Here is a 14604-nt window from a genome sequence, read left to right as displayed (position 1 = left end):
TTTTGGCCCGATGCGTCGGGCCTTTTTATATCAGGTCAGGTACTCATGGGTAAAAGATTGTTCAGACAGGAAGCAATAGAACATCAGCGAAGCTACTGGAAAGGACGCGTGATTCTGTTTGGCGGCGTCTCACCCTTAGTTGTTTCCGCATGCTGCCTTGCTTTTTTAGCTGTCATTATTGCCATGCTTTGCTTTTTTAAATATACCAAAAGAATTGATGTCGTCGGCGAGGTTATTACTCTGCCGCATCCGCTTAATATCTCCTCACCGCAGCTTGGCTCGATCTCGAAACAGTATGTCCAGGTGGGTGACGTTGTTAAGAAAGGCGCCGTGTTATTTGAACTTGATGTATCCAAAAACACCGACGTCGGCAACGTCAGTGATACCAATGTTTCGATGGTGAAAGCCAAGATTGTCAATGCTGAAGATATCATCAAAAAACTAAAAGCGAACAAAGATGATTTTATTGGCACCACGCGTCGCCAGATTCAGCGCTATGAGCGCTCCCTCGATGAAACCGAGAAAATGCTGACGACGGCTAAAAAAGGTCTTTCACATATTGAAAAATCGCTGCAGAGCTATAGCAGCTACCTGCAGCGAGGGCTGATCAATAAAGATCAGTACAATAATCAGCACTCTCTTTTCGTCCAGCAGCAGAATGCGTTTCAATCATTATCATCGCAGAAAATGCAGATAGAGCTGCAGCTCACCCAGACCCGGAGTGATTTAACGGTAAAGACCGCTGAGATTGATAATCAGATTACTTCACAATATAGCCAGCTGAGAGATCTGCAAACCCAGCTGATTGAAAACAGCGCGAGCGGAAGAATTTTAGTGAAGTCTACGATTGACGGCCGAGTGGAGTCGATAGCCGTTACCCGGGGTCAAATGATAGAGGCCGGCAGCAGCCTGGCTCAGGTTAAGCAGCTTACCGGTATTAACTATTATTTACTGCTGTGGTTACCCGATAACAGCTTACCTTATGTCAAAATCGGCGATACCGTAAATATCCGCTACGACGCCTTTCCTTCAGACAAGTTTGGTCAATTTTCTGGCAAGGTGATGTCAATCTCATCAATGCCGGTTACCCGCCGGGAATTATCTGACTATGGCAACAGCCAGGCCAACGGCAATACCTCGCCGACGCTCTACAAAGCAATTATCAACGTTAAAGAAAAAGAGTTTATTTATAAGAACAGAACGCTTGTGCTATCGAACGGCCTTAAGGCGAAGAGCATTGTGTTTACCGAGGAAAGGCCGCTGTATCAGTGGCTGTTCTCACCAGTATATAAAGTAGTACAGAGCCTGAAGGGACCCAACGATGAATAAAGACGTGCTTGATTCAATTTTTAGAAGGATCAACTTTTCAATCAGGAACAAAGTCCCGGTTATTATACAGTCTGAATCAACGGAGTGCGGCAATGCCTGCTTAGCAATGATTTGTGGCTTCTACGGCAAAGATATCGATCTGTTCAACTTTCGCAATATCTACGGTTCCTCATCCCACGGGACGACGTTAAATGCCCTGGCGACGGTTGCGCAGAAGGCTGGCCTGAAAACGCGGGCGCTATCCCTGGATATTGAAGAGATCGGCGAGCTCCGTCTGCCCTGCGTACTGCACTGGTCATTAAATCACTTTGTCGTGCTGGTTGCGGTAAAGGGTAAGCGTTTTGTTATTAACGATCCGGCGCTTGGGCGACGCGTGGTTCATCATAAGGAATTATCAGAAAACTTCAGCGGCATCGCGCTTGAGGCATGGCCGGATAGCGGCTTCGTTCAGGAAAAGCAGCGCTCGCGGCTGCAGCTGCGGGAGTTAATGCACAACATTGTTGGCCTGAAGTCGGCGCTGACGAAAATATTGATGCTGTCGATAGTCATTGAAACGGTGAATTTGCTGCTGCCTATGGGCACGCAGGTCGTCACCGATCATGTTATTACCGCACATGATGAAAACCTGCTGCTGGTCATCTGCGTCGGGCTAATGTTTTTTACGATTTTTAAAACCTGGGTCAGTATGCTGCGCGCGTGGGTTTCGTTAAAGCTGAATACGCTGACCGACGTGCAGTGGAAAACGAGCTTTTTCGATCATCTGATCGGCCTGCCGCTCGCGTTCTTTGAGAAGCGCCAACTGGGGGACATACAGTCGCGGTTTGCTTCTCTCGATACCATCCGCTCAACCTTTACCAACAGCATCGTCAGCGGAATTATTGACTCCATCATGACCATCGGCCTGCTTGTGATGCTGAGCCTGTACGGCGGCTGGCTGGTGTGGGTCGTGCTGGGGTTCACCCTTTGCTACGCCGCGATGCGCGCGATCACCTATAAATTTTATCGCGCCATTAATGAAGAGCTGATCGTCAAACGTGCGCGCTCGGGCTCGCATTTTATGGAGACGCTGTACGGCATCGCGACGATAAAATCGCTTAACCTGAAAAACAGGCGCTCCCAGCACTGGCTGAATACCAATATCGATGTCAGCAACGCCGGTCTGAAGCAAACGCGTTTCGATATGCTGTTTGGCGGGATTAACACCTTTATTAACTCAGCCGATCAGGTTGTCATTTTATGGCTCGGCGCGCAGATGGTTATGGATAACACCATGACCATCGGGATGTATATGGCGTTTAACGCCTATCGCGGCCAGTTTGCCCAGCGCGCCGCGTCGCTTATCGACCTCACGATGCAGCTGAAAATGCTGTCGCTACACAACGAGCGTATTTCTGAAATTGTCTACAGCGAACCGGAGGCCGAGTCGCCGGTAAGAAAGATTTTTGCCGATGACGTCGGCGTGTCTTTAGAGGTGCAGAATTTGGCCTATCAGTACGACCTGCTGTCAAAACCCGTGTTTTCTAACGTCAATATTAGCGTGGCCGCTGGGGAGTCCGTGGCGCTGATCGGCGCGTCAGGCATCGGTAAAACAACGTTACTCAAAGTCATGTCTGGCCTGCTGACGCCCGAGCGCGGGGATATCTTTATCGGCGGTTTTGATATTAACAAAATCGGTATTAATAACTTCCGCAGCAATATCGCCTGCGTATTGCAGGAGGACCGCCTGTTTTCCGGGTCTATTGCCGATAATATTTCGGGCTTTGATGAGGAGATGGATCGGGCGCTGCTCGTTGACTGCGCCATGAGATGCAATATCCATGAAGAGATCCTGCGCATGCCGATGGGCTATGAAACGATTATCGGCGAGCTTGGCGCCGGGATCTCCGGCGGTCAAAAGCAGCGCTTGCTCATTGCGCGGGCGCTCTACCAAAAGCCGAAAATTCTATTTATGGATGAAGCGACCAGCCATCTCGATATTAATAATGAAAAGATGGTCAACGCGGCGATTGAATCTTTAAACATCACCCGAATTATTATTGCCCACCGTCCTTCAACCATCGCCAGCGCCGATCGGATCATTGATTTAGCGAAACTGACCTCGTTGCCACAGCAGCTTACTACGGAGACTATTTTATGAACATCTTAACGGGTATTAATACCGGGATAATTAAATCCCCCAACGCGGTGCTGGCGTTAGCCCTGAAGATGCAGAGCGTCCTGAGCGCGGAAACGCTTGTGTATCTTCCGCCCGATCGGGTGCAGGATCTGGTATTTGCCGTTTTCAGCGGCTACCGCAGGCTGCAAATGCTGTTTCGCGAGGACCCCGAGAGCATCAGAGCCCGCACCATCGCCGATACCGAGCGGTTAAACAGCCGTATGCTAGCCGTCACGCTTGATGAGATACAGAACCCTAACGTCGCGCTGCGGGTGAGCGATTTTGTGATGAAAGATCGGCAGGATAAGGTCACCTTTCTGTTCTTTTTGCAAAATGAGGAGGTGATATCCGTCGATCTGCCGGTTACCCAGATGGAGTTTCTGCTCAACCTTTTGCTGGCAACGATACACAAGACCGAGGACGCGGCGTTTATTTCTTTGGCCCTGCAGGCAAACGATTTTATTCCGTTCTATACCGTCGATTTTGCCAATATCGACAGCAGCGGGATTAACTACAATAAATTTAACGTGCCGGCGTGGAAACTCTCGGCCTTCAGCGATTTTTATTCGCTGGTTATGATCGGCGACGACGGCGATATTCCATGCGGGGCAATTATTAAAGCAATGCCGGAGCTTGAAGCGAGCCGAATTAAGGCGATTGGTGAATTATTAGTCAATAATAATCCATTGCTGGCCCCTTACCGACAGCGAGCGCTGGCCTTTGAGTATCAAAAGATCGATCCCCAGGTGAGAGAAGAGGAGATGGAGAAGCTGCTGCGGGCGCATATTCAGCATCGAACCACGAAGATGTCGCCATCAACGTGCTAGCTCCTCCTGCCAGGGTTAGCGAGGGCGAGCGGGGCGAAGCGCGTCCGGCCCGCTCGCCGCTCGGTTATGCCCGCTGCGCCGGGCGTCGGTGCCGGTACAGCCACATCAACTTATAGGCCGCCGGAATGATAAACAGCGACAGCAGCGGGGCGGTGATCATCCCGCCAATCATCGGCGCGGCGATGCGGCTCATCACCTCCGAACCGGCGCCGGTGCCCCATAAAATCGGCAGCAGGCCGGCGATAATCACCGCCACGGTCATCGCCTTTGGCCGCACGCGCAGCACCGCGCCGCGGTACAGCGCCTCGTCAAGCTTATCAGTGCTGAAGGTTTCCGCGTTCTCCAGCGACGGCTCCGCTTCAATGGCGTGGCGCAGGTACATCAGCATCACCACGCCAAACTCCGCCGCCACCCCGGCAAGGGCGATAAAGCCGGTGCCGGTCGCTACCGATAGATGGAACCCCATCCAGTAGAGGAACCAGATGCCGCCGACCAGCGCGAACGGCACGCTGGCGACGATCAGCAGCGCTTCGCCAAAGCGACGGAACGCCAGGTACAGCAGGACGAAAATGATCATCAGCGTCATAGGGACCATCAGCTTCAGCTTCTGATTGGCGCGTTCGAGCAGCTCAAACTGGCCGGAGTAGGAGACGCTGGTCCCCGGCTTCAGCTTCACGCCCTGGGCGATGGCCTGCTGCAGATCGTGCACCACCGACACCATGTCGCGATCCCTGGCGTCGATATAGATCCAGCTGGTCGGGCGGGCGTTTTCAGTTTTCAGCATCGACGGGCCGGTTACCACCTTGACCTCCGCCACGTCGCCGAGGACGATTTGCTGCTTCAGCGGGGTGAGGATCGGCAGCTGGCGCAGGGTCTCCGGGCCGTCGCGGTAGCTCTGCGGGTAGCGGATGTTGATCGGGTAGCGCTCGACGCCTTCTACCGTTTCGCCCACCATCGCGCCGCCGATGGCCGAGGAGACGAACAGCTGCACGTCACCGACGCTCATGCCGTAGCGGGCGGCCTGCTCGCGGTTGATATCGATGTTGAGATAGCGCCCGCCGACCAGCCGCTCCGCCAGCGCCGAGGTGACGCCCGGCACGGTGCGGGCCACCGCTTCAATCTGCTCGGCGCTCTCGTCGATATCGGCGAGGTTAGTGCCGGAGACCTTAATGCCGATCGGGCTCTTGATCCCGGTGGAGAGCATATCGATCCGGTTGCGGATCGGCGGCACCCACAGGTTGGCGAGTCCCGGCAGGCGTACGGCTTTATCCAGCTCCTCGACGATCTTCTCCATGGTCATCCCCGGGCGCCACTGATTCTGCGGCTTGAGCTGAATGGTGGTCTCGACCATCTCCAGCGGCGCGGAATCGGTGGCGGTCTCGGCCTTACCTGTTTTGCCGAACACGCGGGCCACTTCCGGCACCGTCATGATCAGCTTATCGGTCTTCTGCAGCATATCCGCCGCCTGCGAGGCGGAAATTCCCGGCAGGGTTGACGGCATATACAGCAGATCGCCTTCGTTGATCTGCGGCAGGAACTCGCCGCCTACCCGGCTGAGCGGCCAGATGACCGTCAGGATCGTTAGCGCCGCGACCAGCAGGGTTGCCTTCGGCCAGCGCAGCACCTTCAGCAGCAGCGGGTGATAAATGCGGATCAGCAAACGGTTGAGCGGGTTGCTGCTCTCCGCCGGGATCCTGCCGCGGATCCAGAATCCCATCAGGATCGGGATCGCCACGATCGCCAGCAGCGCCGCCCCGGCCATCGACCAGGTTTTGGTAAACGCCAGCGGGCCGAACAGCTTCCCTTCCTGCCCTTCGAGGGTGAAAATCGGGATAAACGACAGGGTGATAATCAGCAGGCTGATAAATAGCGCCGGGCCCACCTCCACCGAGGCGTCGGTGATGATTTTCCAGCGCGTGTCGTTATCGGGCCGCTCTCCGGGATGCTGGTGATCCCACTCCTCCAGCCGCTTGTGGGCGTTTTCTATCATCACGATGGCGGCATCGACCATCGCCCCCACCGCAATCGCAATTCCGCCCAGCGACATGATGTTGGCGTTCAGCCCCTGGAAATGCATCATGATAAAGGCGAAGCACAGGCCGAGCGGGAGAGAGATAATGGCGACCAGCGCCGAGCGTATGTGCCACAGGAACAGGGCGCAGACCAGCGCGACGACGATAAACTCCTCCAGCAGCTTCATGCTGAGGTTGTCGATGGCCCGGTCGATCAGCTGGCTGCGGTCATAGGTGGTGACCACCTCAACCCCTTCCGGCAGGCTGCTCTGGAGGGACGCCAGTTTGGCCCTTACGGCCGAAATCACTTCGCGGGCGTTCTTGCCGGAACGCAGGATCACCACGCCGCCGGCCACTTCGCCTTCGCCGTTCAGTTCGGCGATGCCGCGGCGCATTTCCGGGCCGATTTGTACCCTGGCGACGTCGCGCAGATAGACCGGCACGCCGCTGTCGCCGGCTGTCAGCACGATGTGGTTAAAGTCGTCGAGGCTTTGCAGATAGCCGCTGGCGCGTACCATATACTCGGCTTCCGCCAGCTCGACGGAAGAGCCGCCGGCCTCCTGGTTGGCGGTCTCCAGCGCCGATTTCACCGCCGCCAGGGTAATGCCGTACTGGGTCAGCTTCAGCGGGTCGATCACAACCTGATACTCTTTGACCACGCCACCCACCGAGGCCACTTCCGAAACGTCCGGAATGGTTTTCAGCTCATATTTTAAAAACCAGTCCTGCAGCGAGCGCAGCTCCGCGAGGTCGTGCCTGCCGCTGCGGTCGACCAGCGCGTACTCGTAGATCCAGCCGACGCCGGTGGCATCCGGCCCCATTTCGGCGCTGACGCCGGCCGGAAGCTTGCCCTGCACCTGGTTGAGGTACTCCAGCACCCGCGAGCGCGCCCAGTAGGGATCGGTGCCGTCGGCAAAAATCACGTAGACGTAGGAGGCGCCGAACTGCGAGAAGCCGCGCACCGTTTTGGCTCCCGGCACCGAGAGCATGGTGGTGGTCAGCGGCCAGGTGACCTGGTTTTCGACGATTTGCGGCGCCTGGCCGGGGTAGCTGGTCTTGACGATCACCTGCACGTCAGAGAGATCCGGCAGGGCATCCACCGGCGTATGGACGATGGTCCACGTTCCCCAGATGCTGAGGAACAGCGCCCCCATCATCACCAGAAAGCGGTTGGCCACCGAGCGACGGATAATCCATTCAATCATTTGTTATCTCCTCAGTGCGCATGCGCCGCGCTACCCGGCTCGTTCGGCGTCACGGCGGTCGGCCGGGCGCGCATCCGATCCAGCGCGCCGGAGATATTGGCCTCGGAATCAATCAGGAACAGGCCGCTGGCGACCACCTTCTCTCCTTCGTGAATGCCGGAGCGGATCGCCGTCATATCGCCGGACTGCTGGAAGACCTCGACCCGTTTCGGCACGAAGCGTCCGTCGTCGCCCACGGTGATAACCCGCTGCTCCGCGCCGCTGTCGATCAGCGCTTTCGACGGGATCAGCAGCATCGGCTGACTCTGCGCGTTCAGCTTCAGCCAGGCGGTCATTCCCGGCTTCAGCGCCTCGTCCGGATTATCGACCTGCAGACGCAGCTGCAGCGTGCGGGTAGCCGCATCCACGCCGGGCAGCATGCTCCATTTGCTGATGGTGAAGGCTTTGTCCGGCCATGCCGGAACGGAAAGGGCAAACTGCGAGGCGTCTTTAATCAGCCAGGCGATGGATTCCGGCACCGAGGCGCTAATCCACACCGGGTCCATGCCCTGAATTTTGGCCACCACGTTATCTTTGGCGATGTTCATGCCGGTGCGAAGATCAAAGGCGGTAATCACGCCGTCAATCGGCGCTTTCAGGGTGAAGCGGGTCTGAATTTTGCGCGTCGCCTTCAGGCGGCGGATATCCTCATCCGGCATGCCGGCGAGGCGCAGCCGCTCGAGGATCCCCTCCACCTGGGTGGCGGTGCCGCCGGTTTCCTGCAGCAGCAGATATTCGCTCTGCGCCTCGACCCAGTCGGGAATGGTCAGGTCGATAAGCGGGGTGCCTTTCTTTATCTTATCCCCGACGGTCAGCGGGTAGACCCTGTCGATAAAGCCCGCCGAGCGCGCCTGGACGATGACAAACTGGTATTCGTTATAGCTGACGTTGGCCGGGAAGGTCCGGGCGTAGCTAAGCGGGCCGCGGGCGACGGCAGCGGTTTTGACGCCCAGATTCTGGGTTTGCGTCGGGTCGATGCGCACGCCCGGCGCGGCCGAGGACGGCGCCTCTTCATCGGCGTATTTGGCCACCAGGTCCATATCCATAAACGGCGATTTCCCCGGCTTATCAAACCGCGTATTGGGGTACATCGGGTCATACCAGAACAGGACTTTACGCGCCTGTCCGGCGGCAGGCTCCGCGTCGCCTGCAGGGTGAGCGGGCGAAAGCCCGAGATAGAGGCCCGCCGCAATCATCCCGCCAAGAGACATACTGCTGATAATGAGCGCAGCGGTTTTAAGTTTTAGAGAGACCATCGTAATGCGCTCCGTGAACACCTTATTAGTTAACGTGGATATCCTGTAATAAGGAGAGGCTGCCCTGCTGAATAAAGGTGAAGGCGACCTTATCGCCGGGCTTAACCGCGTTAAGCCGGGTTTGCGGAGTGATGGTGAAGCGCATGGTCATCGGCGGCCAGTTAACCGCCGGGATGGCGTCATGGTCGATGGTGACTTTTTTACTCTCCATATCAATGATTTTGACTTCGCCGGTGGCGCTGATGGCCTGCGCCTGCCCGGCGGCGGGCGCGGCGGGCATCATTTCGCCATGCTGGTGTTCGGCGGCCTGGGCGCCGGAGGCCGCTGCGGACAGCAGAAGACCAAAAATGACCGTTTTTGCGACATGATTCATGATTAACACTCCTGATATTCAATAATGGGCTATTCCAGCCAGCCGCCGCCAAGGGCGGTAAAGAGCTGAATTTCGTTCACCTGGCGGGCGTAGTTGAGATCCAGCAGGGTCTGCTGCGTGGCGAACAGCGAACGTTCGGCGTCCAGCACTTCGATATAGCTGACCGCGCCGTGCTGATAGAGCGTTCCGGCGCGCTGGCGGGTGATTTGCAGGGAGGCGAGATAGCGCTGCTGGGCGCTGATTTGATCCGCCAGGCTCTGGCGCAGGGCCAGGGCGTCGGCCACCTCTTTAAAGGCGTTCTGGATTTTCTGTTCGTAATTCACCACCGACTGCTGCTGGCGGATTTCGGCGACGTCGAGGTTGGCCTGATTTCGCCCGGCGTTGAATATCGGCAGCTCAATTTTTGGGATGAAGTTCCACATCCCGCTGGCCGGATTAAACAGGCTGGAGAGGTCGGCGCTGCTGCCGGAAAGCGAACTGGTTAGCGTAATCGACGGGAAGAAGGCCGCCCGCGCGGCGCCGATATTGGCGTTTGCCGCCCGCAGCCCGTGCTCGGCCTCTAAAATATCGGGGCGCTGGAGCAGGATCTGCGAGGAGAGGGCAGGCGGCAGCCTGACGCCGTGAATATCCCCCGCGTCGTCGGCCGCGTCGTCCGGCAGGCGCTGATAGCTGCCCAGCAGCAGCTGCAGGGCGTTGTTGGCCTGCGCCAGCTCGCCTTCCCGCCTGGCGATGTCGGCGCGGGTGCTTTCAATCACCCCGCGCGCCTGCTCCAGCGCCAGCACGCTGCTGCTGCCGGTCAGCAGCTGTTTCTCTACGAAAGCATAGGACTGGCGGTAGTTTTGTAACGTCTCGCGCGCCACGGCGAGCTGCGCTGCGGCCAGCCGCTGGTTGAAGTAGCTTTGTGAAACGTTCGAAATCAATAAGATGTGCACCGCGCGCTGGGCTTCTACGCTGGCGAAAAAGGTCTGCCGCTGCGCTTCACTCATGTTTTTCAGGCGGCCGAAGAAGTCGAGATCGAAGCTGAGGTTTAGCCCGGCCTGATAGTCGCTGCTGGTGGTGGTATCGCCTTTAAGCTTTCCGCCGTAGGTGGTGCTGGCGGAGGCGTCGAGCTGCGGATAGCGGTCGGCATCGGTCACGCCGTACTGCGCCCGCGCTTCCTGCACTTTCAGGGTCGCCATGCGCAGGTCCCGGTTATTGACAAGCGCGGTGGCAATCAGCGATTTAACCTGCGGGTCGGCGAAAAAGGCGCGCCAGCCGGTCTCCTGATAGCCCGCAGGCGGCGTCACCAGCTGGTTCTGGCTGAGGGAGAACTGCTGCGGCACCGGCGAGGGCGGCTGGCGGTAGTCCGGGGCTAAGGAGAGACAGCCCGTCAGGATAAAAATAACGCTGAGCGAAATAAGCTTTAACTGGCGCATAGTGGCAGGTTTATCGGCTATCAGGGAATGCCCTGTACTTTACGCAACGGCGTCTGTTTGACGCGTGACGGGAAAATGACAAAGCTGTCATTTTCCTGAGAATTCATTGCTATCCGGTTGGGCTCCTCTAAAATTGAAAGCCCGCACAACCGGCGCGTGAAGGAGCAGGTGATGAAGATTTTGATCGTCGAAGATGAGATGAAAACCGGTGAGTACCTGACGAAAGGGCTGACGGAAGCCGGTTTTGTTGTCGATCTGGCGGATAACGGTCTGAACGGCTATCACCTGGCGATGACCAGCGATTATGACCTGCTGATCCTCGACATCATGCTGCCGGATGTGAACGGCTGGGATATCGTCAGAATGCTGCGATCCGCCGATAAGGGCATGCCGATCCTGCTGCTGACCGCGCTGGGGACCGTTGAGCATCGGGTGAAGGGGCTGGAGCTCGGGGCCGATGATTATCTGGTCAAGCCCTTTGCCTTCGCCGAACTGCTGGCTCGGGTGAGGACGCTCCTGCGCCGCGGGGCGGCGACGATCGTCGAAAGCCAGTTCCAGGTGGCGGATTTAACGCTCGACCTGGTCAGCCGCAGGGTGACCCGCGCGGGCGCGCGCATCACGCTGACCAGCAAAGAGTTTACGCTGCTGGAGTTCTTTATCCGCCATCAGGGGGAAGTGCTGCCCCGTTCGCTAATCGCCTCCCAGGTTTGGGACATGAATTTTGACAGCGACACCAACGCCATCGACGTGGCGGTGAAGCGGTTGCGGGGCAAAATCGATAATGATTTTGAGCCTAAGCTCATCCAGACCGTGCGCGGCGTCGGCTACGTGCTTGAGGTGCCGGATGGCGATTAAGCTGCTGCAGCGGCCTTTTTCGCTGGCGACGCGGCTGACCTTTTTTATCAGCCTGGCGACGATAGTGGCCTTTTTCGCCTTCACCTGGATAATGATCCACTCGGTAAAGGCGCATTTTGAAGAGCGCGACGCCCACGACCTCAGACAGCTGGCCACCACGCTTGAGACGGTGCTCAACCATGCCGACTATCCCCAGGCACGGCGGCTGGAGATCTTAAAGGACGTGATCGATGGCTACGCCAACGTCTTTATTTGCCTCGATGATGGCAGCGGCAAGATCCTGTTCCAGTCGCCGAACGGCCCGGATCTCAGCCATATCATGAGCACACCGGGGCTTGCCGCCAGGCTGCAGGATGGCAACGTCATCTCGTGGGTAGACCCGCATCCGCGGGCGTTAACCCACGATAACCACCAGATGCAGACCCGCTCCTGGCGGCTGATTATGCTGCCCCTTGGCCGCGCGGCGGACGGCAGGCCGGCCTACCGCCTGCTTATGGCCCTGTCGATCGATTTTCATCTCCACTATATTAACGAGCTGAAGGCGAGGCTGATTTCGGCGGCGACGATTATCAGCATCCTTATCTTCTTTATCGTGCTGTTCGTGGTCTATCACGGGCATAAGCCGATTCGCCGGGTCAGCCGACAGATTCAAAACATTACCTCCCGCGACCTCGACGTGCGCTTAAACCCGCAGTCGGTGCCGATTGAGCTGGAGCGGCTGGTGCTGTCGTTTAATCATATGCTGGAACGTATCGAGGATGTGTTTACCCGTCAGTCCAACTTTTCCGCGGATATTGCCCATGAGATCCGCACGCCGATAACCAACCTGGTGACCCAGACGGAGATCGCGCTCAGCCAGACCCGCAGTCAGAAAGAGCTGGAGGATGTGCTGTACTCCAATCTGGAAGAGTTCTCGCGGATGTCGCGGATGGTCAGCGATATGCTGTTTCTGGCGCAGGCCGACAACAATCAGCTGATCCCGGAGCTAAAAGCGCTGAATCTGGCCGATGAGGTGAGCAAGGTCTTCGACTTCTTTGAGGCCTGGGCCGAGGAGCGGGAAGTGGCCCTGCACCTTAACGGCAGCGCCTGCTGGGTGGTTGGCGACCCGCTGATGCTGCGTCGGGCGATGAGTAATTTGCTCTCTAACGCCATTCGCTACACGCCGGGCGGCGGAGCGGTCACCGTTCACCTGACGGAGGCTGATGACCGGGTTCAGCTGATCGTTGAGAATCCGGGAGCGCCGATACCTGCAGAACATCTGTCACGGCTTTTCGACCGCTTCTACCGCGTCGATCCCTCCCGCCAGCGTAAAGGCGAGGGGAGCGGCATTGGCCTGGCGATCGTTAAATCGATCGTCACGGCGCACCGCGGCAGCGTGGCGGTAGAGTCCGACGCGCGCTCAACCCGCTTTATTCTGACGCTGCCAAAACGGGCGTAATAAAAGCAGGTAATAAAAGCAGGCCATAAAAAGAAGCCTGGCGGTGCCAGGCTTTGGGAGGCTTACTCTTCGAAGTACCAGTAACCCTGGTTGATAAGGCGCGTTAGCTCGGCGATAAAGTCCGGGTTATGCAGCCCCTTGCCCAGCTCATCTTTACTCAGCGAGGTGTAGCGGCACAGCGCGTCCAGGGCGTCGGCATCGGTGATTGCCAGCGCTTCGCTGTTCACAAAGAAGCTGTCGCCGATATGCAGGACGCGCAGGCCGCTCAGGCGGGCCAGCGTTTCGCCGCCGTTGAGGGCATCAACAACCTCTTCTTCTGCATAAGGCGGTTCGGCCGGCGCGATGTCCAGATCGTGACGCGGGGTGGTGGCAAAGCGGCCAAACCACTGGGTAAAGTCCTCCGGCTGGCTAATCATGTCGATCATCATCCCGCGCAGGCGGTCGAGCTCATACTCTTCAACCCGGCCGGGATGTTCGCGACAGGTCAGGTCCGGATCGCTGTAGTGCTCACCGCCGAGATCGTTTTCCAGCGCGTAGTCGGCAAAGCTGCTGATCAGGTCGCGACCGTTCGGCCCGCGGAAGCCAACGGAGTAGTTGAGCGCCGTTTCGTGGGTGATGCCGTCGTGCGGGAATCCCGGTGGGATATAAAGGATATCGCCCGGCGCAAGGTCTTCATCAATAATCGGTGGGAAAGGATCGACGTGCAGCAGCGCCGGGTGCGGGCAGAACTGACGCATCGGCAGCTTGTCGCCCACGCGCCAGCGGCGGCTGCCCATGCCCTGAATAATGAAGACATCATACTGGTCGATGTGCGGGCCAACGCCGCCGCCCGGGACCGAGAAGGAGATCATCAGGTCATCAAGGCGCCAGTCAGGCAGCACGCGGAACGGGCGAACCAGCTCGGCGGCAGGCATATGCCAATGGTTGACCGCCTGCGCCAGCAGCGACCAGCCGGTTTCGCCCAGGCCATCAAAATGTTCGAACGGCCCGTTGCTGGCCTGCCACTGCTCGTTCACCAGGCTGACCAGCCGGCTGTCGACTTCCGGTTCCATGGCCAGACCCGCCAGCTCGTCCGGGGTGATCGGATCGACGAAGTTCGGGAAAGCATTCTTTAATACCACCGGCTGCTTTTGCCAGTACTTCTCTAAAAACTCGGGCCAGTTAATGTTCAGTTGATAAGCCATAGATTCACACCAGTAAGGAGAAACGGTCCTGATTATAGAAAGGTGTGAACCGAGGACGCCTTGTCGTGAGTCAAAGCGGCTGCTTAATCCGCGGTTTATGGCTCCTCTACGCTGGCGGACGCCGTCTGCGTGCGGGACGCCATACATTTTTTGAAAAAAACTGCCTTGAGACGGAAATAGGCCGCAGGCCGCGCCAGTGCTGGGTTTTCGCGATATTAGCTATTCGAGAGATGAACAGGAAAGTTCAAATAATGAGCGCTTGATAGTTTTTTTGTATTTTAAGGCTTGCCATACCAAAAGAACTCCCTATAATGCGCTCCCACTGACACGGCAAATGTGAACAACTTCACAGATTAAGCCGGGTAAGGTGAAGAGAAAAATCCTAAATTAAGGGTTGACTCTGAAAGAGGAAAGCGTAATATACGCCACCTCGCAACGGTGAGCGAAAGCCGCGTTGCACTGCTCTTTAACAATTTATCAGACAATCTGTGTGGGCACTCAAAGTGACATGGATTC

Annotated in this window: 10 protein-coding genes; 5 read left to right on the top strand and 5 right to left on the bottom strand. The window is 57.3% G+C overall.

Annotated elements, in window-relative coordinates; translation table 11 throughout:
• Positions 1-45 precede the first annotated feature (45 nt).
• From PFH44_RS09570 to yjeJ, 3 genes are read left to right on the top strand one after another with little or no spacing between them, the layout of a single operon-like run.
• Entirely contained in the window at positions 46-1329 is a 1284-nt protein-coding gene (locus tag PFH44_RS09570) for an HlyD family secretion protein (protein WP_283824888.1), read from the top strand.
• On the top strand, positions 1322-3466 hold the full coding sequence (locus PFH44_RS09565; RefSeq protein ID WP_283824887.1) for a peptidase domain-containing ABC transporter: 2145 nt from the start codon (positions 1322-1324) through the stop codon (positions 3464-3466). The genes PFH44_RS09570 and PFH44_RS09565 overlap by 8 nt, the downstream gene beginning before the upstream one ends.
• The gene (gene yjeJ, locus PFH44_RS09560; RefSeq protein WP_283824886.1) at positions 3463-4311 is read left to right on the top strand and encodes a YjeJ family protein; all 849 of its coding nucleotides are present in this window, start codon (positions 3463-3465) and stop codon (positions 4309-4311) included. The genes PFH44_RS09565 and yjeJ overlap by 4 nt, the downstream gene beginning before the upstream one ends.
• Before the next feature lie 64 nt (positions 4312-4375).
• On the opposite strand, the gene PFH44_RS09555 is transcribed toward yjeJ, so the two are convergent.
• From PFH44_RS09555 to PFH44_RS09540, 4 genes are read right to left on the bottom strand one after another with little or no spacing between them, the layout of a single operon-like run.
• Positions 4376-7528, bottom strand: coding sequence for a CusA/CzcA family heavy metal efflux RND transporter (locus PFH44_RS09555; protein ID WP_283824885.1), 3153 nt, complete (start codon positions 7526-7528; stop codon positions 4376-4378).
• An 11-nt stretch (positions 7529-7539) separates the two neighbouring features.
• Positions 7540-8823, bottom strand: a complete 1284-nt coding sequence (locus PFH44_RS09550; protein ID WP_283824884.1) for an efflux RND transporter periplasmic adaptor subunit — start codon at positions 8821-8823, stop codon at positions 7540-7542.
• A gap of 25 nt (positions 8824-8848) precedes the next feature.
• Complete coding sequence (cusF, locus tag PFH44_RS09545; protein ID WP_283824883.1) at positions 8849-9196, bottom strand: cation efflux system protein CusF; 348 nt, start codon at positions 9194-9196, stop codon at positions 8849-8851.
• 29 nt (positions 9197-9225) lie between these two features.
• The gene (locus tag PFH44_RS09540; protein WP_283824882.1) at positions 9226-10611 is read right to left on the bottom strand and encodes a Cu(I)/Ag(I) efflux RND transporter outer membrane protein; all 1386 of its coding nucleotides are present in this window, start codon (positions 10609-10611) and stop codon (positions 9226-9228) included.
• 171 nt (positions 10612-10782) lie between these two features.
• On the opposite strand from PFH44_RS09540, the gene PFH44_RS09535 reads away from it, so the two are divergent.
• Positions 10783-11466 carry a copper/silver response regulator transcription factor gene (locus PFH44_RS09535; protein ID WP_045853224.1) on the top strand — a complete coding sequence of 228 codons (684 nt, stop codon included), beginning with the start codon at positions 10783-10785 and terminating at the stop codon, positions 11464-11466.
• Positions 11456-12904 (top strand): Cu(+)/Ag(+) sensor histidine kinase, encoded by a 1449-nt coding sequence (locus tag PFH44_RS09530; RefSeq protein ID WP_283824881.1) that lies wholly within the window; start codon positions 11456-11458, stop codon positions 12902-12904. The genes PFH44_RS09535 and PFH44_RS09530 overlap by 11 nt, the downstream gene beginning before the upstream one ends.
• Positions 12905-12966: 62 nt before the next feature.
• On the opposite strand, the gene PFH44_RS09525 is transcribed toward PFH44_RS09530, so the two are convergent.
• Positions 12967-14088 (bottom strand): ribosomal protein uL16 3-hydroxylase, encoded by a 1122-nt coding sequence (locus tag PFH44_RS09525; protein ID WP_283824880.1) that lies wholly within the window; start codon positions 14086-14088, stop codon positions 12967-12969.
• Between the last annotated feature and the right edge of the window lie 516 nt (positions 14089-14604).

It is taken from the genome of Klebsiella sp. Ech2A (assembly GCF_030078455.1).
Lineage (GTDB): Bacteria > Pseudomonadota > Gammaproteobacteria > Enterobacterales > Enterobacteriaceae > Klebsiella > Klebsiella terrigena.
Note: the sequence above shows the minus strand (reverse complement) of the source record. Positions and strands in the feature narration are given on the sequence as shown.